Source organism: Streptosporangium pseudovulgare (assembly GCF_014648055.1).
Lineage (GTDB): Bacteria > Actinomycetota > Actinomycetes > Streptosporangiales > Streptosporangiaceae > Streptosporangium > Streptosporangium pseudovulgare.
The window spans coordinates 594,208-616,224 of record NZ_BMQJ01000002.1; the positions used below are offsets into that span (position 1 = coordinate 594,208).

Genomic DNA, 22,017 nt, shown 5'->3' on the forward strand with positions numbered 1-22,017 from the left:
GAACCCGGTGCGTCCTTCCCCGGCGCTCATGCCTTCGCCGCTCAGGCGAGCCCGGTGAGTCCCTCTCCGGCGTTCAGATCTTCGCCGTTCAGGCGAGCCCGGTGGATCCCTTCCCGGCGCTCAGGCCGCGGTCTTCCCGGCCCGGCAGGCAGAGCCAGGCCGAGACCAGGCCGCCGGCCGCGCAGACCACCCACAGCGCCCACTCGTTCAGGGCGTACACCGCGCCGCCGATGATCGGGCCGACGCCGGTGCCCGCCGTGATGGCGGCGCCGTACAGGCCCTGGTAGCGCCCGCCCATGGTGGGCGGGGCCAGGTCGCTCAGGTAGGCGCTGGCCATCGAGGCGTACAGCATCTCCCCGAGCGTCCACAGCAGGACGGTGGCCGCCAGCCAGCCCATGCCGCCCGCCAGGCCGGTCAGGGCCAGCCCGACGCCGGTCAGGACGTTGCTCAGGGCGAGGACGTAGCCGGGGACGCGGCGGGAGACCATGCCGGTGATCGGCAGTTCGAGCAGCAGGACCAGTACGCCGTTGAGGCCCATCAGCAGGCCGAAGTCGGCCGCGGACAGGTGGTGCGCGTCGACGTGCAGCGGCAGGCCGACGGTGGACTGGATGTAGACGAACTCGGCGATCAGCGTCATGACCAGGAAGCGCCGCAGGCGGCGGTCGGCGAGGGCCCGGCGGTAGCTCGGCTGCGGTGCCCCGGCGCCGGGGTCCGGCTCCCGGTCGTCCGGGACGCGGGCCACGTCCCGCAGCAGGACCGCCGCTATGGCGGCGAACAGCAGGCAGGCCACGGCGTTCCCGACGAACAGCGCCAGGTACGACACCGTGGCCAGGAACCCGCCGAGCACGCCGCCGGCCGCAGCGCCGACGTTCATCGCGAAACGGTGTACGGCGAAGGCGGCCAGCCGCTGCTGGGTGGTCGTCGTGGCGTCCATGAGCAGCGCGGCCGACGCGGGGCGGTAGACCTGGGAGGCCGTCCCGGCCAGGAAGGCCAGCGTGATCAGCACGGGCAGCGAGTCCGACATCGGGATGGCGGCCGTCGGCCCCGCCGTCGCCAGCATGGACAGCACGATGGTCCAGCGGCGCCCGAGCCGGTCGGCGAGGTAGCCGCCGACCGTGTTGCCGAGGACGTTGCCCAGCCCGGCGCCGCCGAGCACCAGCCCGGCCGCCGCGGGCGGGATGTCCCGGCTGGTGAGGTAGAGGACCATGAAGACCGGCAGGAAGTTGCCGATCCGGACGACCAGCATGCCGAAGCCGAGGATCCACACCGGCGCGGGCAGCCGCCGTACGGTGTCGCGGAACCGGGGACCGCTGTCGTCCGACTGCGGCGCGCGTACGCTCACGAAACCGCCTCGGTGCGGATGGCGACCATCGCCGCCAGCCGCTCGCAGGCGGCGGCGGCCTGCTCGGCCGTCTCGCCCCGCGCCAGGACGTGCCCGACCCGCTCCTCGCTCCAGGTGAGCGGGGGCACCTCGTCCCCGGGGCGGACGGAGATCTCCAGCTCCACCAGCGCGGGGTCGGCGAGGACGTCCTCGACGCCGGTCACCTCGGTCACCCTTCCCGGGGGCGGGGTGAGGAAGCGGATCGCGGCGCCGGCCCGCGGCAGGGGCGACCGGATCAGCGGCTCGACCAGTCCGAGCCGCGAGCCGAGCGCGTGGCGGTCCATGTCGACGCCGTAGGCGATCTCGGTCAGCTCGTTGATCCGGTCGCCGCCGATGCGGGTGTGCGACTCGACGATCCGCGGGCCGCGGCCGGTCAGCTTGACCTCGGTGTGGCCGGGGCCGTTCCGCAGGCCGACCGCGTCGAGGAAGGCCATGACCAGCCGTTCGACCTCGCGCAGCAGCGGCTCGGGGTGCCGGCTGGGGCAGGAGTGGCCGACCTCCACGAAACCCGGCCCGCCGAGCACCTTGTCGGTCACCCCGACGAGGACGTGGCGCCCGTCGAAGCTCAGCGTCTCCACGCTGATCTCCGGCCCGTCGAGGAACTCCTCCATGAGGAACCGGTCGAGGGGTCCGGCCAGGTCGGATCGGTCGAACCGCGCTTCGAGCTCGCGGAAGCGCGCCGGGACGGCCGCGAGGTCCGCCTCGTCGTGGATGGCGAACACGCCGATGCTGCCCGCCTCGCAGACCGGTTTCACGAAGATCGGCAGCCCGTGCGCCGCGGCGAAGTCCCGCAGGTCCCGCTCGGTCTCCCCCACGGCGGCGGCGACCGGGCTGACGCCCAGCCCGTTGAGCCGCCGCCGCATCCGCCACTTGTCCAGCAGCAGGTCCACCGTCTCCAGGGAGTGCCAGCCCAGCCCGAGCATCCGGTCGATCTCCGCGGCGGGCCGGACGCCGAGCTCGTACAGCGACACCACGCCGTCGAACGGATACGCCTGGTGGAGCGCCCGCACCAGCGGCAGCAGCCGTTCGGTGTCGGTGTAGTCGACGAGCAGCGCCTGGTCGACGTAGGGCCAGTGGGCCCGGTCGTACTGGCCGGGATGCTGGATGTAGACGACGCCCATGCCGAGCTCGTGAGCTTTTCGCACGAGCTTGGGCCGGCCGCCGATCAGGGCTATCGTCGGCCGCCCCGTCCCGTCGCCGGTCCCGTGTGACATCGCGTGGCCGGTCTCATGTGACATCGTCGGTCCTCCTCCGGTCGGCCCGCGCGTCGGCGAAGGGCATCTCCGCCAGCGCCGCACGATCGATCTTCCCAGGTCGGTTGAGGGGAAGGCGGTCCAGCCACACGTGGAAACGCGGCACCATGTGCCGCGGCAGGCGGTCGCGGAGCCGGCCGGAGATCTCCTCGTCGGACAGCGGCGTGCCGGCCAGGAAGGCGACGAGGGCCGCGCCGCCGGGGGCGTCCCGGCGCAGCAGCACCGCCGCGTCGGCCACTCCCGGGCAGCCGCGCAGCGCGTGTTCCACCTCCCCGATCTCGACGCGGAACCCGCTGATCTTGATCTGGTCGTCGGTGCGGCCGAGGAAGACGTACTCCCCGTCGGGCTGCCGCCGCACGCGGTCCCCGGTGGCGTACATGCGCCGGCCGGGAGTGTCGGAGAACGGGTCCGGCAGGAAGGCCGCCGCCGTACGGCCGGGCAGCCCGAGGTATCCCCTGGCCAGGCCGGCTCCGGCGATGTACAGCTGGCCCGCGGCTCCGTCGGGGACGGGGTTCAGCTCCTCGTCGAGGACGTAGGCCCGGACGCCCCGGATCGGCCTGCCGATCGGCACCCAGCGCGGCGTGGACTTGTCGCAGCGGTACCACAGGGGCGCGACCGAGGTCTCGGTGGGCCCGTAGCCGTTGCAGACGACCAGCGGGTCCGCGTCGGCGAGGCCGGGCCCGTCGAGTTGCGAGCCCCCGGTGATCACCAGCCGCACCCCGGCCTCGGCCAGCCGCGGCAGCAGCGACCCGCCGTAGGGGCCGAGCACCGCGGCCGGGATCTCCAGCACGGTCGCCCCCAGTGCCCGTACGGCGCGCAGCATCCCGGCCGCGGGCAGCTCGCCGGGGTCGGGGACGGCGACGCAGCCGCCGCAGCACAGCGGCATCAGCACGTCGTGCATCGTGCTGTCCACGGTGACCGCGAGCGTCCACAGCATCACGTCGTCCGGCCTGACCAGGTCGAGGTCCTCGATGGAGGCCGCCACCAGGTTGGAGAGGCCCTCGTGCGGCACGCCCACGACCTTCGGGCGCCCGGTCGAGCCGGAGGTGGTGATGGCGTAGGCCAGATCGAGCGGGTCCGGCGCGGCCGGCGGGGCCTCCTCCTCGTCCTCCAGCGTGGGGTCGTCGATGAGCTGGGCGCCGGGCAGCCACTCGACGGGGGCGGCGGCGAGCACCTGGCGGCATCCGGTGCCGTCGAGGATCTCCCGGTTGCGCAGCGGCGGGTCGTCGGGGTCCAGCGGCAGGCAGGCGGCGCCGGATCGCAGGATGGCGACGATGCCGGTCAGCGCCTGCGGTCCGCGGGGCGCGACCAGCCCGACGATCCCGCCGGGCCCGGCGCCGCCGCGCCGCAGCCGGGCGGCGAGCCGGGCCGTGGTCCCGCCGAACTCCGCGTAGGTCCACGACCGGCCGGAGGTCCTGACCGCCGTGGCGTCCGGCCGTTCCCGCACCTGCCGTTCGAACAGGTCGCACACGGTCGGCGTCACGTGTCCTCCCGCAGGCTCCGCGGCCGCATGTCGGTCCAGTTCGCGTCGATGCGGGCCAGGCACTCCGCCTTCGGCGCCGCGCTCCCCACGGGCCGCCAGCCCGCCGGCAGGTCGCGGCCGGCCGGCCAGATCGAGTACTGCTCCTCGTCGTTGACCACGACGTGGAACTCGCCGTCATCGAACATCTCGTGCCCGGTCCTCTCTCAACGCCCATGAGATCGCCTCCGGGAGCACCGACTCCCAGGCGGCGTAGGTGTGGCCGCCGTCGCCGTACTCGCACCGCACCACGTGTCCGTCGGCGGCCAGTTCCTCCCCGGTGCGCTTGACGGCCTCGACCAGGTCGAGGCCGTCGTCGAGCATGATGTCCGCCTCCTCCCGGCTCGCGTACAGGAACAGCCGGGCCGGGGCGGAGGCCGCCGGGCCGAGCCGGTGCTCGCTCAGCGGGCCGGACAGCGCGACCGCCCCCTCGAAGGCGTCGGGGCGGCGCAGCGCGGCACGAACCGCCGCGACCGCGCCGAGGCTCGCGCCGACCGCGACCGCCCGGCCCGGCCGCCACCGGTCTCCCAGCCGGTCCCGCAGGACGGGGAGCAGCTCGTCGGCGAGCAGGTCCGGGTAGGCGTCGTCGAGCAGCTCCCGGCGGCGGGACGACCAGTCTGCGGGGCTGAGGAAGACCGCCGCGGTCTCGGGGACGCGGCGGTCGCCGGCGAGCCGGCCCAGGACCGCCGGGAGGCGCATGACGTCTGCGAAGTCCGAACCGTCGAGGACGACCAGGGTCCTCGTCACCTCGGCCGCCCCGTCCGGGACGAACAGGTCCACCCGCCGGTCGCCGCCCAGGGTCCGGCTGTGCCAGGTCCGCCGTTCCAGGCGGAGGTCGGCGTCGAGGCCGGCGTCGATTCCCGGCAGGCTCTCGGCCAGGAGCGCCGCGGCGTAGGCGGCGGGCGTGCGGTGGCGCGTCATGAGGCGAAGCGGCACCTCCCGGCCGAGCAGCCGCCGGACCGCCGCGGTCGCCCGCGGCACCAGCAGCGAGTGGCCGCCGTGGTCGAAGAAGTCCTCGCCGGCCGCCAGGGGCCGGCCCAGCACCCGCGACCAGGCCTCCGCGACGTTCGCCTCCAGGCCGTTGCCCGGCGGCGCGGCCGTACCCTCGTCCCCCGGTGGCGCGGCCGTCCCGGACCCCTCTCCCGATGGCGCGGCCGCGCCGGGGCGGGTCGGGACGACCGGCGGCAGGCTCGCGCGGTCCACCTTGTTGTTGGGGGTCAGCGGGACGCGCGGGATCCGGACGAGGTGGTCGGGGATCATGTAGGCGGGCAGCGTCGCGCGCAGCCGGTCGCGCAGCGCCGCGACGTCCCCGGACCCGTCCGTCACGACGTAGGCGACCAGGGCCGGGCCGGTGTCCAGCTCGGCGCGGACCACGACGGCCGAGGTGGCCCCGTGGCGCAGCAGGGCGTGCTCGACCTCGCTCGTCTCGATCCGGTAGCCGCGGATCTTCACCTGGCGGTCGGCGCGGCCGAGGAAGTCGACGGCGCCGCCGGGCAGCCGCCGGCCCACGTCCCCGGTGCGGTACATCCGGGATCCCGGCGGGCCGTAGGGGTCGGGGAGGAACGCCTGCGCGGTCAGCCCCGGGCGGCCGTGGTAGCCGCGGGCCAGGCCGTCGCCGGCGAGGTAGATCTCACCGCGCATGCCGTCCTGGACGGGGCGGAGGTCGCGGTCCAGGAGGTACAGGCGGGTGTACGGGATGGGGTGGCCGATCGGCACGCGGCCGTCCCGGAACCCCCCGTCGAAGACGGTGGCCAGCACGGTGCACTCGGTGGGTCCGTAGGAGGCCGTGACCCGGCAGCCGGGCAGCAGCTCGCGGGCGGCCAGGAAGCTCCTGGGGTTGACCACGTCACCGCCGACGACGAGCTGACGCAGGCCGGACAGCTTCCGCAGGTCCCGCTCGGCGAGGAGGTCGAGCTGCGGGGAGACCAGTTTGAGCGTGGTCACGCCGTGGTCGCGGACGACGGCCTCCAGGTCCTCCAGGAGGGCGCCGGTGCCGGTCACCACCACGCGCCCGCCGTGCGCGAGCGGGGTCCACTCCAGGACCGAAACGTCGAAGGTGAGCGGCCCGGCCTGCATGAACGTCGCGCCGGGGCCGATGTCGAGGTAGCGCGGGGCTCCGGCGACGAGCCTGCTGAGCGCGCCGTGCGGGACGGCGACCGACTTGGGGGCGCCGGTCGAGCCGGAGGTGGAGATCAGGTAGGCCAGGTCGCCCGGACGCGCGGCCGGCGGCGGGTTCCCCGTGTCGTAGCCGGCCAGGTCGGGATCGCCGAGCACCAGCAGCGGCGCGGCGTCGGCGGGGACGCGGTGGGCCAGCGACGGGCTGACGATCGTGAGGGCCGTCCCCGCGTCGGCGAGCATGAACCGCAGCCTGCCGGGTGGGAAGCCCGGGTCGATCGGGAAGTAGGCGGCGCCGCACTTGGCGATGGCGAGCAGCACGGCGAACCGGTCCGTGGTCTGCTCCAGGCAGACGGCCACGACCCGCCCCCGTCCCACGCCGCGGGCCACGAGGTGCCGGGCCAGCCGGTTCGCCAGCCGGTTCAGCTCGCCGTAGGAGAGCTCCTCCCCCGCGAGTTCCCCCGCCGTGCCGGTCACCGCCGTCTCCCGCGGGCGGCGGGCGGCCTGCGCCTCGACCAGCTCCACGACCGTGGCCCGCGGCGCCGGGTCGGCGGCGGCCGGCGCCGCCGCGGGCCTCCCGGCCAGGTCCAGCTCGCGCAGCGGCCGGTCGGGGTCCGCCGTCCCCCGGGCGAGCAGCCGGACGTAACGCTCCGCCAGCGCGGCGATCGTCGTCTCGTCGAACAGGGCGGGCCGGTAGACGAAGGTGGCGCGCAGCCGTCCGCCCACCGTCTGCGTGGTGAGCGACAGGTCGAACCGGGCGGTCACCGGCAGCTCCGGATACCACCACTCCGGCGCGCCGGGAGCCTCCGCCAGCGCGGTACGGTCCCCCGCGTGGTTCACCACGACGTCGAAGATCGGGTTGCGGCGCTCCTCCGACCCGGCCCGCACCGCTCCGACGATCCGCTCGAAGGGCACGTCCTGGTGCGCGTCGGCCGCCAGCCACGCGTCGCGGGTACGGGTCACCAGCTCGCGGAAGGTCGTCCCCCGGCCGGACACGTCCACCCGCAGGACCACGGTGTTGACGAAGAAGCCGATCAGGTCCTGCAGCTCCGGGCGGGGGCGGTCGGAGATGGTCGCCCCGATGACGACGTCGTCCTGCCCGGCGAACGCGCTCAGCGCCGCGACCAGCGCGGCCGTCACCACCACGCCGGGGCTCGCCCTGGCCCGCCAGGCGACCGCCGTCATCGCCGCGGTGTCCTCCTCCGGCAGCTCCACCACGAGGCTCGCGCCCGTCGCGTCGTCCCGCGCGGTGCGCGGCCGATCGGTGGGCGGCTCCAGCCGCTCGTAGCCGGCCAGCGTCCGCTCCCAGTGCGCGAGCCCCGGCCGGAGCAGGTCGTCCGTCAGCAGGCGCCGCTGCCAGCGGGCGTAGTCGCCGTACTGGACCGGCAGGGCGGGCAGGCTCGGCGCCCGCCCTGCCAGCGCCGCGTCGTAGAGCTCGAAGAGGTCGCGGGCCAGCACGTCCATCGACCACCGGTCGGTGACGATGTGGTGCAGTGCCGTGAACAGGCCGTGTCCGTCCTCCAGCTCCGCCGCGACCACCCGCAGCAGCGGTGGCCGTGACAGGTCGAACGGCTCGGACGCGGCCCGTTCGACGGCCGCCCGCCACTCGCGTCCCGCCCGGATGACGGGCACCTCCACCTCGCCGGCGACCTCCTGCGCGGTCGTCCCGTCGGACCGCAGGACGAAGCGGGTGCGCAGGATGTCGTGGCGGCGTGTCAGGCCGGTGAGCGCGGCGGTGAGCGCCGGGAGATCGAGCCCCGCGGGGAACCGCCAGCCTCCGGTGATGTGGTACTGGTCGTGCGACGAGTCCAGCTGACGCAGCCACCACAGGCGCTCCTGCCCCGCAGACAGCGGGAAGCGGTGTTCCGCGGGGTCGTGGAGCAGGGGGAACGGATTCGTCGGGCGCGGCTCGATCCTCGGCATCTGCGCCTACACCCTCCTCTCGGGCTTCTCGTGCGCCGACCTGGCGGCCTCGACGGCCGCCGTGATCGTGCCGACGGTGCGGAAGGTGCCCTCCCGCAGCGCCTCCTCGGGCAGCTCGATCTGGAAGGTGTCCTCGACGGTGAGCATGAGTCCCATGCAGGTCAGCGACGTCATGCCCATGTTCCACAGGTCGTCGTCGGCGTCGAGCTCGTATCCGTGGGCGGACAGGTTGAGCTGCTTGTCGACGATCCGCCGGACGATCTCCACCACCGGTTCCTGGGAGACGATCATCGCCGCGCCTCCCCCGTCCCCGCGCCCACCGGCCGCGAACCGCTCCGGCCGGACAGGCGGTGGAAGTAGCGGGCGACCCGGCGCGCGCCGAGCAGGCTGCCCTGCGCGTACCAGAGGATGTCGGGGCCGAGCGCGTAGTCGATGTCCATCGTGTCGTAGAACTTCATGGCCATGGCCCGGTAGTAGTCGGCGATCTGCGCCGTGGTCATCTGCGGCGCGGCCTCCGCGCCCGTCTCGAACCAGGCGGCGAGGTTGTGCTCGACGTACTCGTTGACGGACCACTCGATCGTCCTGGTCTCGATCGGCGCGCGGGTCGGCCTGAACATCGGGTCGATGGTCCCCGGCTTGCCCTGCAGTTCGTTGGCGACGTGCTCGGCCAGCAGCGGCGCGCAGTGGAACCCGTCGCGGTAGGTCCCGGTCAGCAGGTACAGGCCGGACAGCGGCAGCCACCCGATCAGCGGGAAGCCGTCGAGCGTCACCGGGCGGTTCCCGGCCAGCCACCCGGTGACCTCGTGCGAGGCGACCCGCTCGTCGAGCTGCTGCATCGAGTACTGGGCCAGGAAGCGGACGTCGGCCATCCAGGTCACGCTGGAGACCTGGTCCACCAGGCGGTTGGTGGCGCCGTAGTACTCCAGGTCGCCGGGGCCGGGCACGACGTGCAGCCCGCAGGCGAAGCCGCGGTTCGGCGTGCGGACCACGCTGCGGAACGGCTCGCCCCCGGTACGGCGGGCCAGCATCGCGAAGCCCAGCCCGGGGAAGGTCGGCACCATGTCGAGGTCGTCCAGGGCGGTCCGCACCAGCGCCTCGCTGCGCGCGCCCACCGCGACGACCACGGTGCCCGCCTCGATGACGTGGCCGTCGTCCAGCTCGACGCCGGTCACCGCCCCGTCGTCCCTGACCAGTGTGCGCACCGTCTGGTCGATCATGATCGTGTCGGTCTCGCGCAGCCGGGCGTCCAGCGCGTCCAGCACGCCGCGCGCGTCCACGGCGCCCTCGGCGGGCAGGTGGACCGCGCGCAGGGCACGGGTGTCCAGCCGGGGCCGGAAGCCGGGGATCTCTCTGGGATCGATCTCCTCCCACGGCTTGCCGTACTCCTCCAGGGCCTCGATCATGGCCGTGAAGTTGACCGTGTCCAGGTCGGCGCCGATGGAGTTCAGCACCACGTGGGAGTCGGGGGCGACCAGCAGCGGCGAGCCGGTCGACGAGTACCCCTCCAGCCGGTCGAGCACGTCGGGCCAGCGGTCGTGGGCGGCGACGCCGAGCTCGAACCTCGTACGCGAGGCGTCGGTGCGCAGCGACTCCGTGGTGGCCTCGCCGAAGCAGCCGAGCATGGCGCCCGCGGCCTGGCTCGCGCCGCCCTCGCGGCCGCTCGGGCCGACCACGACGACGGAGCCGATGCGGCGCTCGACCAGTTCGTCGGCCAGGAACAGGCCGAGGGCGCCATTGCCGACGATGACGACGTCGGCCCGGGAGGGTCGTTCCGTTCTGCTGACAGCCTCTTTGCGCACAGCAACCCCCTTGAAAGGGAAATGGGAATGACGGTGATGCGAACACCGGGCGAATTCCAGATTGATTCCGGACAGCACGATGCCGCCCGAAAAAGCGGATCACCCGGCGACACGGCGCGGAACGCGCGGGCGCATGACACCTCCCGCACGGCCACCGGCACGACGAAAGGCCTGCGACCCCGGAAGAACGGCGACGGGAGGGCTCGCCGCGAGCAGGCTGGTGCTAGCTAGGACTCAGTCTTCACTCTCCAGACCAGATGGTTGACCACTGTCCCCGCTCAGGCGGCCCGGCCTGACGACATCGGCCACCCTGCAACAGTTGCCCACCATAAACACGCCCAGGAGATATCGCAAGAGATTCCCGTAATTATTCACACAGTGACATCATTCATTGCGAGAGATGGTATTTACAAATATTCATGACCGAAAAGAAAACAGCCGGTCAGGAGTCGGTCAGGAGCTCCCGCATGATGTCCAGCCCGGCCGGGCCGCTGCGCAGGGCGCGGGTGTGAAAGTCCTTCAGGTCGAACTCCGCGCCGCGCCCGGCCCTGGCCTCCTCACGCAGATCGAGCCAGAGCCGCTCCCCGAGCTTGTACGCGGACGCCTGCCCCGGCCAGCCGAGATAGCGGTCGATCTCGTCGGCCGCGCGAGCCGGGTCCGTCAGCGTCCTGGTGCGCAGGAACTCGGCTCCCAGCTCGGGCGTCCACCGCTCCCCCTCGTGGAAGCCGGTACCCGCCGGGATCTCCAGCCTCAGGTGCATGCCGGCGTCGAGCACCACGCGGGCGGCCCGGAACAGGCTCTTGTTCAGCATGCCGAGCAGGGCGCCGTCGTCGAGGTGGCCGAACTCGCGCATCAGCCGCTCGGCGTAGAGCGCCCAGCCCTCACCGTGGCCGTCGATGAAGCACAGCAGCCGCTGGAACCGGTTGAGGCCGGGCGTCGCCACCGCCGTACCGATCTGCAGGTGGTGTCCGGGCACGCCCTCGTGGTAGAGAGTGCTGGCCTCACGCCAGGTATGGAACTCCTCCCTGCCCGGCGGCAGCGACCACCAGATCGTGCCCGGCCGGCTGAAGTCCTCGGCCGGGTTGGTGTAGTAGGCGCCCGCCCCGCCGCCCGGCGGCGCGATCCGGCAGTCCAGCCGCATCAGCTCGTCCGGGATGTCGAAGTGCCTGCCTCGCAGGTCGGCCAGCGCCCGGTCGGACAGCTCCCGCATCCACGCCCGGAACCCGTCCTCCCCGCGCACGCGGTGGCGGGGGTCGGCGTCCAGCACCGCCGCGGCCTCGGCGGGACCGGCCCCGGGCCGGATCCGCCCGGCGATCCGGGCCATCTCCGCCTCGACACGGCGGAACTCCTCCCAGCCCCAGGCGTACGCCTCACGGGGGTCCAGCCTCGCGCCGAGGAACGTCCGCGACCACAGCTCGTACGTCTCCTCGCCGACCGCGTCCTCGACCGCGGACCTCGGCCCGAGCTCGTCCCGGAGGAAGGCGGCCAGCTCGGCGTAGGCGCCGGCCGCCGCGTGCGCCCCCGCCCGCAGATCGGCGCGCAACGCGTCCCCCACGTCGGCCGGCCGGACGAGGCCGGCGAAGAAGCCGTCCGGGGCCGACCAGGTCTCGCACTGCGCGATGACCCGCCGCACCTGCCGCGCCGCCGCCACCCGGCCCCTGCCGGCCGCGGCCGACAGCGAGGCCCGGTATCCGGCGAGCGCGTGCGGCACCGCTCCCAGCCGCCCGGCGATGACCGCCCAGTCCTCCGCGGTCGCCGTGGGCATCAGGTCGAACACCCACCGGATGCTCTGGACGGGGCTGGCGACCACGTTGAGCGCCGCCTGCGGCAGCCACGCCTCGTGCGTCTCCACCTCCAGGCCGATCCGTTCGGCGAACACCGCCCGCGCGACGCGTTCGCTCTCGTCGGCCGGATGTGCGGCCGAGACGCGGGCCGACGCGCTCCGGGCGAGTTCCGCCCGGGCGTCGTGCCCGTCCGGGGAGAGGTCGGGAAGCCGGTCGTCGTGGCCGCCGATGCCGGCCTCGGTGGCGGCGACGGGGTTCAACCGTGCGTAGTCGTCGACGTAGGCGTCGCAGATGTCGTGCACAGTCCAGGGGCTCATGCCCCGCACGATAATCCCGGGAGCCCGCCCCGGCCCGCGACTGTCCGCTCCCGGCCTCCGGGAACACGACCGCCACCCGGCCGGCCCTCTCACGGGTCGTTCCTTCACCACCGTGACGCGCCCTCCACCGGGACTGCGACGATCTCATCCGGTCCCGGCTGAAGAGGAAGCCAGGAGGGCCACCACGGTGGGGCGCAATCACCCGGGGTGCCCTCGGTGGCGACATCGTAGAGGATCATCGCCGTCGGACCGGCCGCCGCGGCGAGGACGGCGACGATCGCCAGGACGGCCTTCAGCCAGCCGTACCTCGCAAGCCACGGCAGGCGGGTGATCAGGCTGATCGGTGCGGATGCCAGGGCCGAGCCGGCCGCGACGACCGGGAACACGACGAGCCGGCCCGTCGCCCAGATGAACCCGGCGAATCTCTCCCCGGCGCTCAGGTCACCGAGACAGTGGCTCTGCGCCCGAGCCACCAGGAAGATGTCGAGAAACGTCCCGAACGTCGCGGAGGCCAGCGCGACGACCGCCAGCATTCCGCAGCCCGTCACCCAGAGCACGTCATCTGCTCTCGGGGCGCTTTCCTCGGTCACGGTGCGATCAAAACAGAATCCCGTGGCGGCCGGTCGCAGAGAATGTGAGGATCCGATGCAGAATCGTCCTCAAGGTCCGCGATGGGAGCCGGACCCGTGTGAAGCGGGAGACGGCGGCGCGGGGAGCTCTCAGCCGACGTCCGGCCGTCGTCCGGCCATGGCGCGACGGCAGCGGGCCAGTTCCGCGCGCAGATCGCGTCGCAGCCCCCGGTCCAGGCCCGGCTGGGCGAGCGCGTGGGCGAAGTCGCGGGCGGCCTCGTCCCAGCGCCCCAGCCGCATCAGCGCCGTACCGCGGTTGTAGTGGGGCACCGGCGCCGCCGACAGCGCCACCGCCCGGTCCAGGTCGGCCACGGCGGCTGTCACGTCGCCGCGTTCGAACCGGACGGCGGCTCGGTTCGTCCATGCCTCGACCAGTTCCGGATCCCCGGCCAGGGCGCGGGTGAGCAACTCGTCGGCCTCGGCGAGGCCGCCGCGCTCCGAGCGGATCAGCCCGAGGGTGCACAGCAGCGAGGGCTCCTGCGGTGCCAGCGCCAGCCCGGCCCGCGCGCCCGCCTCGGCCTCGTCGAGCGCGCCGTGCTCCACCTGCAGGTTGACCAGGGCGATCCGGGCGTCGAGGTGCCCGGGGTCGATGGCGAGCGCGCACTCCAGGTCGCCGCGCGCCCGCTCGGAGCGGCCCCGCTCCTGCTGGAGCACGGCCCGGTTGTAGTACGCCTCGGGCAGGTGCGGTCCCAGGCGGATCGCGGTGCCGTAGTCCCTGATCGCGGCCTGGGACCGGCCCGCCGCACGGTGCAGGGCCGCCCGGTCGACGTAGTACTCGCAGTTGCCGGGGTCGTGTGCGATCACGGTGTCGAGGTCGGCCAGGGCCCGCGCCGGATCGCCCAGGGCCAGGTGCACCTGCGCCCGGTTGTGGCGTAACCGGGCCAGGTCCTGCGGGCGCTCGCCGGGGGCGAGCACCGCCGTCAGCCGGGCCAGTCCGTCGTCGATCAGCCGCAGCGCGCGGGCGGGCTCGCCGGCCTTGGCGTCCAGCAGCGCCAGGCCCTGCTCGTAGAAGACGGTGGACAACGTCCGCTGCCGCGGGTCGTTCAGTCCGGCGGCGAGGTGGAGCGCCCGTTCCAGCCAGTGCCGCGCCTGCGCCGGGTCCTGGTCCGCCGTCGGCAGGTGCCTGGTGTACAGCATGGCGGTGGCGTACGCGGCCGACATGGTGATCTTCGGGTCGTCGGTGGCGGCGCGCGCCTCGTGGTAGAGGTCGAGCGCTTCGGCGGCGCGATCCAGCGCCGCCAGGGCGGTGGCCAGTCCCGTGGTGAACGCCCACCAGTGCCGCAGATCGCCGTCCGGGGTCACCATGGCGCGCCCACGCCGGGCGATTCGGGCCGCGTGGTGGTAGAAGCCGCGGGCCAGGCTGTCGCCCAGGACCGCGCGCGTCGCCTCCGGCGCCGGGTCGGCCGCCGTCGGCTCGCGGGCGCCGCCGTCACGCAGGTCCAGGCGCACCGGGGACGACCCGAGCCGGCGGGTCAGCGCGTCCAGCAGCTCGCGGGTGGTCTCGTCGGCATCGCCGACGTGGTCGAACCGCACCGTGACCGGGTGCCGAAGCGTATCCGCCCAGGCCGCCACGAACTCCGCCGCGCCATAGGCCAGGAAGGCGGTGCGCCGGGCGGGGTGGAACCGGATCGGCTCCTCCTCGGCGGCCGGTCGTGCCGCGCGGTCGAGCCAGGGTGCGATGGCGTGCAGTTCGACCTGGTGGCGGGACGCCAGGCGGGGGCGGTCGGCGGCGATCCGGCCGAGAAAGGCCGCGACGCCCGCGTACGGTCCGTGGTCGCGATGGCAGTCGTAGCCGCCCGGCTCGCCGGTCATGACAGGGCCGATCTCCGCAGGGGCGGGCGCCCGGGAGCGCCCGCCGTCTCGGTAGCTACCAGCACCACTCGATCCAGAGCCGACGGGCGCCGGACAGCAGGCGCACCGCGCTCTTGCGACGGACGGTCATCTTCCTCATGGACACCTCCGTGTGATCCACTTCAGGACGCCCCGAGTGTAATCCGGCCCACCGAAAATATGTAGGGCCCTCATGTTTTCCTCGGCACCATCAGGTCTTGTCCGGCGGGGTCCGAGCCTTCGGACCCCTTTCTGTCGGCGGCAGCTGTGATCATGCCGTCAACGTGATCAAAGGAGTGACGATGACAGAGTGCCCCGAGGAGTTCCGGTGGCTCTCCGGCCGCGAGGAACTGGGCGAGATCTACTGCGTGTCCTTCGTCCGGGGACTCTCCCCTGACGAGGTCCTCCGCCGGTTCGGCGTGGACGAGAGCACCATGGAGGAAGGGGTGACGTCCGAGGAACTGGACGAGCGCTCGGTGGAGAGCATGAGCGACGACGCGGCCGGTTACATCGGCGCCGCGAAGATCGGCGACTGGACCCTCGTCATCGAACCGGGGGGATGGAAGATCTCCGTTGACCCCGACACATACGGTCCGGTCTCACGGGGAACCGAGGTCGTGTCGGTCTGCCGCCATGATTACGCCTCCGACAGCTTCGCCTACATCGTCGACGGTGAGCCGGTCGTCTGCTTCGACCCGATGCTTCCGGACGCGCGGTCAGGCAACGATCCGGACCGTTTCGTCAAGGAGATGCGCGAAGTCGGGCTGGACCCCGAACACGACATCGACGATGACTCGCGCATCGACGCCCCGATCGGGCGCTCGTTCGCCCTGGCGGGAAAGATCACTGGTCTCCCCTTCTCCCCGGAGATGCTGGAACTGCGGTTCTTCGGCGCGGAACCCCTTGAGGACTGATCGGCGAGTCCACGCGGAGACCGTCCGTCAACGGGCTCCGCATTCACCGGGTGGCGACCGGCGCGACCGGCCGGCCCGTCACCACGCCGCCCTCCTCACCGGATAGACGAGAACGAGATCCACACCCGGACGTGTGTACAGGCGCAGCCGGTAGCGGCCGGGACCGCCGCGCGCGAGGTTGGGGAAGCGCACCTTGCTCGCCGACAGCGTCTGCATCACCAGGCGGCCTGATTCGCTGACGATGTCCGCCTCGACCACCTCGTCCCAGCCTTTGTGCCGCAGGGGCGGCGGGGCCGAGCGCAGCGCCTTCGCCGTGACGCAGGTCGCCCAGTCCTGGCTGGGTGTGAAGATCAGAGCCAGTGGACCGCTGGTCGCCAGGGTGCCGATCGATTCCCTGTCCCAGATCGCCTCGTAGCCTTCTTCGGTGTCCGCTTCCGCGTCGTAGATGCCGTAGGGTCGGGCGTCCCAGTCGTAATAGGACGCGGTCGCCTGGAACCGGGTACGCAGCGCGGGCCACGGGTCGCGGCACAGGGCGTCCTCCTTGCGTGCCTCGCGGCGCGCCTTGCGCGCCGACCGTTCGCGTTCGATGCGCTCTTTTTCCGCCTCCTGACGGGCGATCTGAGCGGACGACACCAGCAGATCCGGATGTCTCCGTCCGATCACCTCCGGGCAGAGCAGCGCGAGCAGCGCGGGCCGGGCCCGGACCGGCTCCCCGGCGGCGAACCTGGCGCAGGCGTCCCGGCCCCTGCCGAGCAGTGCCTGATCCGAGACCTGCTGAGAACTCTTGTTCACGCTGCACATGTAGGCCCGCTCGCGCTTGTGGGCCGGGATGTCCGCGACACGTGGCGGTTCCGACCACGTCCAGCATTCCATGAGGTCATCGCTCCGCCAGGTGTAGGTGAGATGTGGGCGGCCCTCGGGTCCGACGACCATCAGCGGGAGGACCGCGGCCACGGCCGCGACCGGCGCGGGGACCCGCAGAGGCGCCTTCCGCCTCGGCTCGCGGTTCAGCTCGTGCGCCGTGCGCGCCAGCCAGACGATGTAGAGCACATCCATCGCCTCGGCGATCGACTCGATCGCGCCGCCTCTCGTCAGACCGTCCACGAGTTCCACCAGGAACGCGCTCGCGAACGTGCCCAGGCCGATGAGGAGCGTCACCCGGCTCCAGCGTCCGTCACGCCGCTGAGCGAGCAGGAGCATCACCGTGACGACGGACGCGGTCATTCCCACGGCCATGACGGTCGCCTTGTAGGCCGGGCTCACGAAGATCTGGAGTGGTGAATCGTCCGTCAGGCAGTCCACGAGCGATGTGACCGGTTCCACCAGCCCGAGCAGGAGCAGAGCCAGCCGGTAGGGCCGGCCTGATCCGGTGAGCACCACCGTGAACAGCACGAGCGCGGGCACCCAGAGCGCCAGCCCGATGACCGTCTCGACCAGCCCTGGGAGGAACGAGGGGATCAGCAGCCACACCACATCGGCGTACAGCAGCAGCCGTAGCCAGGTGGCCGCCCGGCGCATCGGCGCGGCCGCGGGCGCGGGTCCCCGCAGGACCTCCCACAGCATCCACGAGTTCACCAGCCCGAGCAGCAGCAACCCACCCAGCACCGGCACCAGAGGAGGTCCCTCGATGACCTCGTCGGGCGGGTACCACATGGTGACCAGCCACGCGGGTGTCGCGGTGCCGATGACCAGGCTGAGGGAGACCGAACCGAGGGTGATGGCCAGGCAGGCGGAAGCCGCCAAACGGTTTGGGCGCACAGTGAGGCATGATCGTAGTACGCCGGTGGGCTTTCCGCGGCCCGGTGACCGATGACCCGGCCCCGTGCTTGACGGGACGTCGCTCGAGCCGGGTGAGGGCGAGCTTGCAAGGCCGCCCCTCCGGAGTGATCCGCCGGCAGAGCGGGCACCTGCCGAGTGACGAGGCCCGGCGTCTCATTCGAGAACGCAGAAGGCTCTGACCTGTCATTCCAGATCAGAGCCTTGATGGTGGGCACCACCGGGTTCGAACCAGTGACATCTCGCTTGTGAGACGATCCGGGCAGGTCCCCGACCAGGTTCGACCTGCGACTGTGGTCCCTGGCCCTCCACCGGCGGCCGGCCTTGTTCACGGTCGTCGTCACCCGGTTGGTCACCCGGAAAACGACCCCCACAGGCAAGGATCTTCTCCGGCCGGGTGTCCGGACTTCTTTCGTCGGTGGCGGCTGTGATCATGCTATGCAGATGATCGATAAAGGACTGACAAATGCAGCAGGAACCAGGGGCTTCAGGAACGAACGGCGGTACGGACACGGCTCACCTGACCGCGCGTGCTCGTGACAAGCGGGTCCGTATCCGGCTGACCGTGGTGAGCGATCCCGCCACGCCTCCAGAGATCCTCCAGGCCATGGCGGCAGATCCTTCCCGCGCGGTCAGGCGCGCCCTGGCGGCCCGAACCGACGCACCCGGCGAGCTGCTGCGTGAGCTCGCCCGGGACCCGGATCTGAAGACCCGCCAGGCGCTTGTCGAGAACCCGGCATGCCCACCTGACGTACTGATCATCCTGGTGGATGACCCTCACGGGCCGGTCCGGTGGTCACTGCCGGACCATCCGGGCACCGATATCGAAGTCCGCCGCGCCATCCGCCGATCCGTCGATGAGGATCTGCGTCGACTGCTCGCCGAGAGAAGCGGGCTGGACAAGGAGACGAACGCGGCGCTTGCCGCGGATCCTTCTCCAGCTGTCCGAGCAGGCTTGGCAGCGCACACCGACGATCCGGACCTCCTCGCCACCCTGACAGCCGACCCCGATCCCAAGGTCCGCGTCGGTGTCGCTCAGAACCCGCGCATCGCAACAGAGCGACATCGCCTTCTCGCCAACGACAGGTCCACGGCCGTCCGTACAGCCGCAGTGCGGTCAGGAAAACTCCCCTATGACGAGTTGCAGCGCCTTGCTCACGATCGATCTGCCGATGTGCGTTGGTGGCTGGCCACATGGCCCACGACGCCGGAACCCATCGTGCGGATTCTCGCTGACGATCCCCATCCCGACGTGGCGTCCCAGGCCCGGGCAAGACTTAGATAAAGCGCATGACCCGTTTGAACGCTTGGATATCGGGTCAACGACTCGTGCACCCGGGGGACGCCAGCGTAGAGCTTGCGCCAGGCCAGGCCAGGCCAGGACACGGACAGGAGTTCCCTCGGAGCCCTCTGCCACCGACGATGAGCAGGAAGATCGGCCCGGTCCAGGCGACTCGCCGACACGGCGAGCGCTCACTGGACGACGAAGGCGCGACGCCGCCTCTGAAAACACGGAACCCCTGACCTGTCTTCCCAGATCAGGGGCCTTTCGGTGGGCACTACTGGGTTCGAACCAGTGACATCTCGCTTGTAAGGCGAGCGCTCTACCGCTGAGCTAAGCGCCCCGGGTCGTCCCGTCCGTGGGACGGGATAACACCTTACGCCACGCCGGGGGATTTGGGCACATCAAGCCGCCAGGTGGCGCCCGCGCCGGGCTCTCCGGCCGCCCGCCAGCCCAGGAGGGCGGCGCCCAGCATGCCGGCGTTGACGCCGAGGGCGGCCCGGCGGATCGGCGGAGCCTCGCGGAAGGTCAGGAGCTCGCGCAGGCGACCGGACAGCGGGTCCGACAGCAGGGGGCCCGACTCGGCCAGGCCGCCGCCCAGGACGATCACCGAGGGGTCGAGGAGGAGGGTGTAGGTGGCCAGGGAGAGGGCGAGCGCCTCGACGGCCTCGCCCCAGATCTGCGTGGCCACCGGGTCGCCCGCCGCGGTCAGCGCCGCGACCTGCTCGGCCGTGACCGGCGTGCCGGCTCCGTCGACGGCCGCCGGAGCGGCCGGGAGGGGCAGGCCGGAGGGGGCGGGCGCGGCGAGGGAGGCGACGCGGGCCGCGTAGCGGCGGGCGACGGCCGAGGCGGAGGCGTAGGTCTCCAGGCAGCCGACCTGCCCGCAGGCGCACGTCTCGCCGTCGGGGAAGACGGGGATGTGGCCGATCTCGCCGCCCCATCCGGAGGCTCCGCCGTACGGCTCGCCGTTCACGATCATCGCGCCCGCGATGCCGGTGCCGATGGGCAGGAAGAGGAAGTCGGAGGCCGTACGGCCGGCGCCGAGCACGCTCTCGGCGAGCCCGCCGGTGCGCACGTCGTGGCCGAGCATGACCGGGACGTCCAGCGGGACGAAGGCGGCGGCGGGGACGTCGCGCCAGCCGATGTTGGCCGAGTACAGCGCGGCGTCGGCGGTGACCAGGCCGGGTACGGCGAGGCCGACCCCGGCGGGGACGCCGTCGCCCCGGGCGGCGAGGTCGCCGATGAAGGACCTGATGGTCTCGACGACGGCCTCGGGGCCCTGCTCGCGCGGGGTGGCCCGGCGGTCGGTGAGGAGGATCTCACCGGCGCTCGTGACGAGCCCGCCCTTCATCGAGGTACCGCCGACGTCAAGGGCCACAACGAACGAGCTCATGCACGCATCCACCGGGTCGAAGGGGCGAGGCCGAGGCCGACCCTAGCGCATGGCCGATGACCTGTTACGTCCCGGATGCGGGTGAACGTCCCCGAAGAGAAGTCAGCGGGTGCGGCCGAGGACCCGTTCCAGGGCGGCCTGGACCTCGTCGGCCAGACCGGGAGCGCCCGATCCGCCGGGGACGGCGGTGTTCCCGGCGGGGGCGGGCCGTCCGGCCCGGGCGAGCCGCACGGCTCCGCAGGAACGGCACTCGACCTCGCCGAGCCGGCAGATGAGGGCGACGGACCCGCACGTGGCGCACGTGTCGAGGTCGAGGTCGTGGGCGCGCTGGCAGTCCGGGCAGATGAGCACCTGGGTCTCCCGGCGCACCCCGCGCTTCCACGGGCTGACGCCACGGACCGGGTCGGTCTGCCTGGCCCCGCAGGAGAAGCAGGGCATGATCGCCTCCGGGGGGTCGAGAGCGGCGGACGCCCCCCGGACGTCCGCCGGATCACCGCTGGGGAGCTCAGAGCTCGGCGAGGACCTTCCGGTACTCGGCGATGTCGCGCGCCTCCGGAATCGGGTTCACCACGCTCCACCGGACGATGCCGTCACCGTCGATGATGAAGGTGCCCCGGGTGGCGAGGCCCTTCTCCTCGTCGAACACACCGTACGCCTGTGCGACCTGACCGTGCGGCCAGAAGTCGGAGAGCAGGGGGAAGGTGTAGCCCTCCTGGTCGGCCCAGGCGCGGTGGGTGAACACCGAGTCCACCGAGACCGTCAGCACCTGGACGTCCTCGGGCGCGGTGGCGATGAACTCGTCGCGCAGCGCGCAGAGCTCGCCGTGGCAGATGCCGCTGAACGCGAGGGGATAGAAGATCAGCACGACCTTCTTGCCCCGGTGGTCGGAGAGCTTGACCGGGGTCCCGTGCTGATCCTTCAGCTCGAAGTCCGGAGCCGGGGAACCTACCTCGACCGCCATGTCGAAAGGTCCTTTCGTCGGATGATGGGCGACACCATCATCCTGCCGTACGACTCGCATGAGCCGTACGGCAGGGCGGACCCCTACCGGCGGGTCCGCGGAGGAGCCAGTCGGGTGCCCGACCAGTCAGGAGCGGCGCTGATGCTGCTGGTCTGCGAGAGACCGGCGGTCGTGGCGTCCTCTCCGATGTCGCTGGGCTCAACGTGGCCTTCGCGGCCGGCCTTGGGAGTGAGCAGCCAGATCTGGCCGCCTGCACTCAGGTTGGTCAGCACCCCGCTGAGGGCGTCGAACAGATCGCCGTCACCGTCACGCCACCACAGCAGCACGACGTCGACGACGTCCTCGTAGTCTTCGTCGACCAGCTCGTTGCCGGTCAGCTCCTCGATGGAGTCGCGCAGATCGTCGTCGGCGTCCTCATCCCAGCCGACTTCCTGCACCACCTGACCCGGCTTGAGGCCGAGTCTTTCGGCCAGGCCGCGTTCGCCCCGAGCCTGACCCGCGGTCGCGCTCACGTTTGTCCCTCCTGCTTGAATGTCACCGCAATCGCACGGTGCTCAGAATGCTTCGGCACAGTCCACACGCTGTGACCCTCGGTCGTCAACGGTCGCCACGGCAACGAGTGGGCTACGTATGAATTAGTCCGACAAAAATGACAAACGGACCTGGCGTTCCGGATTGTCGACGTTGAGATCCACCAGGGCGATGGACTGCCAGGTGCCCAGCGCGAGCCGTCCGGACAGGACCGGGACGGTCGCGTAGGGAGGGATGAGAGCCGGCATGACATGCGAGCGCCCATGCCCCCTGGATCCGTGTGCATGCTTCCACCGGTCGTCGGCCGGCAGAAGGTCCTCCAACGCCGCGAGCAGGTCGTCGTCACTGCCCGAGCCGAGCTCGATCAGCGCGATCCCCGCGGTGGCGTGGGGGACGAAGACGTGCAACAGCCCGTCTCCCCCGCATGAGCGGACGAAGCTCTCGCACTCGGAGGTGATGTCATGGATCCGCTCACGGGAACCGGTCACCACCTCGATCGTCTGAGATCTCACATACTCGATCCTACGATCCGCGCTGAGCTGGGACGACGACCCCGCCCCATTCACCGGGGCGGCGGGGGGCGGTCGTGGCGGGAAATTCGCCGCTCAAA

Annotated in this window: 18 protein-coding genes and 1 tRNA gene; 2 read left to right on the forward strand and 17 right to left on the reverse strand. The window is 72.2% G+C overall.

Annotated elements, in window-relative coordinates:
- Nucleotides 1-88: 88 nt before the first annotated feature.
- The 10 genes from IEZ10_RS06380 to IEZ10_RS06425 all read right to left on the reverse strand — a co-directional run bounded on the left by IEZ10_RS06380 (nucleotide 89) and on the right by IEZ10_RS06425 (nucleotide 14,532).
- The gene (locus tag IEZ10_RS06380) at nucleotides 89-1,342 is read right to left on the reverse strand and encodes an MFS transporter (protein ID WP_229811001.1); all 1,254 of its coding nucleotides are present in this window, start codon (nucleotides 1,340-1,342) and stop codon (nucleotides 89-91) included.
- Entirely contained in the window at nucleotides 1,339-2,619 is a 1,281-nt protein-coding gene (locus IEZ10_RS06385; RefSeq protein ID WP_229811002.1) for an ATP-grasp domain-containing protein, read from the reverse strand. Before IEZ10_RS06385 ends, IEZ10_RS06380 begins: the two co-directional genes overlap by 4 nt.
- Entirely contained in the window at nucleotides 2,609-4,117 is a 1,509-nt protein-coding gene (locus IEZ10_RS06390) for an amino acid adenylation domain-containing protein (RefSeq protein WP_189245502.1), read from the reverse strand. The genes IEZ10_RS06385 and IEZ10_RS06390 overlap by 11 nt, the downstream gene beginning before the upstream one ends.
- Nucleotides 4,114-4,302 (reverse strand): MbtH family protein, encoded by a 189-nt coding sequence (locus IEZ10_RS06395; protein WP_189245503.1) that lies wholly within the window; start codon nucleotides 4,300-4,302, stop codon nucleotides 4,114-4,116. The genes IEZ10_RS06390 and IEZ10_RS06395 overlap by 4 nt, the downstream gene beginning before the upstream one ends.
- On the reverse strand, nucleotides 4,292-8,191 hold the full coding sequence (locus IEZ10_RS06400) for a non-ribosomal peptide synthetase (protein WP_189245504.1): 3,900 nt from the start codon (nucleotides 8,189-8,191) through the stop codon (nucleotides 4,292-4,294). Before IEZ10_RS06400 ends, IEZ10_RS06395 begins: the two co-directional genes overlap by 11 nt.
- Before the next feature lie 6 nt (nucleotides 8,192-8,197).
- Entirely contained in the window at nucleotides 8,198-8,482 is a 285-nt protein-coding gene (locus tag IEZ10_RS06405) for a phosphopantetheine-binding protein (RefSeq protein WP_189245505.1), read from the reverse strand.
- Nucleotides 8,479-9,990, reverse strand: coding sequence for an NAD(P)/FAD-dependent oxidoreductase (locus tag IEZ10_RS06410; RefSeq protein ID WP_189245506.1), 1,512 nt, complete (start codon nucleotides 9,988-9,990; stop codon nucleotides 8,479-8,481). Before IEZ10_RS06410 ends, IEZ10_RS06405 begins: the two co-directional genes overlap by 4 nt.
- 442 nt (nucleotides 9,991-10,432) lie before the next feature.
- On the reverse strand, nucleotides 10,433-12,091 hold the full coding sequence (locus IEZ10_RS06415; RefSeq protein ID WP_189245507.1) for a DUF885 domain-containing protein: 1,659 nt from the start codon (nucleotides 12,089-12,091) through the stop codon (nucleotides 10,433-10,435).
- Nucleotides 12,092-12,195: 104 nt separating this feature from the next.
- Nucleotides 12,196-12,681 (reverse strand): hypothetical protein, encoded by a 486-nt coding sequence (locus IEZ10_RS06420; protein ID WP_189245508.1) that lies wholly within the window; start codon nucleotides 12,679-12,681, stop codon nucleotides 12,196-12,198.
- 129 nt (nucleotides 12,682-12,810) lie between these two features.
- Nucleotides 12,811-14,532 carry a tetratricopeptide repeat protein gene (locus IEZ10_RS06425; RefSeq protein ID WP_189245509.1) on the reverse strand — a complete coding sequence of 574 codons (1,722 nt, stop codon included), beginning with the start codon at nucleotides 14,530-14,532 and terminating at the stop codon, nucleotides 12,811-12,813.
- Nucleotides 14,533-14,852: 320 nt separating this feature from the next.
- On the opposite strand from IEZ10_RS06425, the gene IEZ10_RS06430 reads away from it, so the two are divergent.
- Nucleotides 14,853-15,464, forward strand: coding sequence for a DUF6461 domain-containing protein (locus IEZ10_RS06430; RefSeq protein WP_189245510.1), 612 nt, complete (start codon nucleotides 14,853-14,855; stop codon nucleotides 15,462-15,464).
- Nucleotides 15,465-15,542: 78 nt separating this feature from the next.
- On the opposite strand, the gene IEZ10_RS06435 is transcribed toward IEZ10_RS06430, so the two are convergent.
- Entirely contained in the window at nucleotides 15,543-17,222 is a 1,680-nt protein-coding gene (locus IEZ10_RS06435; RefSeq protein WP_229811003.1) for a hypothetical protein, read from the reverse strand.
- Between the two features lie 484 nt (nucleotides 17,223-17,706).
- Here IEZ10_RS06435 and IEZ10_RS06440 point away from each other — a divergent pair, with 484 nt between their 5' ends.
- Nucleotides 17,707-18,525 (forward strand): alkaline phosphatase family protein, encoded by an 819-nt coding sequence (locus tag IEZ10_RS06440; RefSeq protein ID WP_189245512.1) that lies wholly within the window; start codon nucleotides 17,707-17,709, stop codon nucleotides 18,523-18,525.
- A 268-nt stretch (nucleotides 18,526-18,793) separates the two neighbouring features.
- Here IEZ10_RS06440 and IEZ10_RS06445 read toward each other — a convergent pair.
- The 6 genes from IEZ10_RS06445 to IEZ10_RS06470 form a co-directional block, all read right to left on the reverse strand.
- Nucleotides 18,794-18,865: transfer RNA gene (locus tag IEZ10_RS06445), tRNA-Val, on the reverse strand.
- Between the two features lie 33 nt (nucleotides 18,866-18,898).
- Nucleotides 18,899-19,915 carry an ROK family protein gene (locus tag IEZ10_RS06450; protein ID WP_189245513.1) on the reverse strand — a complete coding sequence of 339 codons (1,017 nt, stop codon included), beginning with the start codon at nucleotides 19,913-19,915 and terminating at the stop codon, nucleotides 18,899-18,901.
- 102 nt (nucleotides 19,916-20,017) lie between these two features.
- A complete protein-coding gene (locus IEZ10_RS06455; RefSeq protein WP_189245514.1) occupies nucleotides 20,018-20,353 on the reverse strand; it encodes a hypothetical protein in 336 nt (111 codons plus the stop codon).
- 67 nt (nucleotides 20,354-20,420) lie between these two features.
- The gene (locus IEZ10_RS06460) at nucleotides 20,421-20,876 is read right to left on the reverse strand and encodes a peroxiredoxin (protein WP_189245515.1); all 456 of its coding nucleotides are present in this window, start codon (nucleotides 20,874-20,876) and stop codon (nucleotides 20,421-20,423) included.
- Nucleotides 20,877-20,959: 83 nt separating this feature from the next.
- Nucleotides 20,960-21,388, reverse strand: a complete 429-nt coding sequence (locus IEZ10_RS06465; protein ID WP_179826728.1) for a DUF3052 domain-containing protein — start codon at nucleotides 21,386-21,388, stop codon at nucleotides 20,960-20,962.
- 123 nt (nucleotides 21,389-21,511) lie between these two features.
- The gene (locus IEZ10_RS06470) at nucleotides 21,512-21,919 is read right to left on the reverse strand and encodes a secondary thiamine-phosphate synthase enzyme YjbQ (RefSeq protein ID WP_189245516.1); all 408 of its coding nucleotides are present in this window, start codon (nucleotides 21,917-21,919) and stop codon (nucleotides 21,512-21,514) included.
- Between the last annotated feature and the right edge of the window lie 98 nt (nucleotides 21,920-22,017).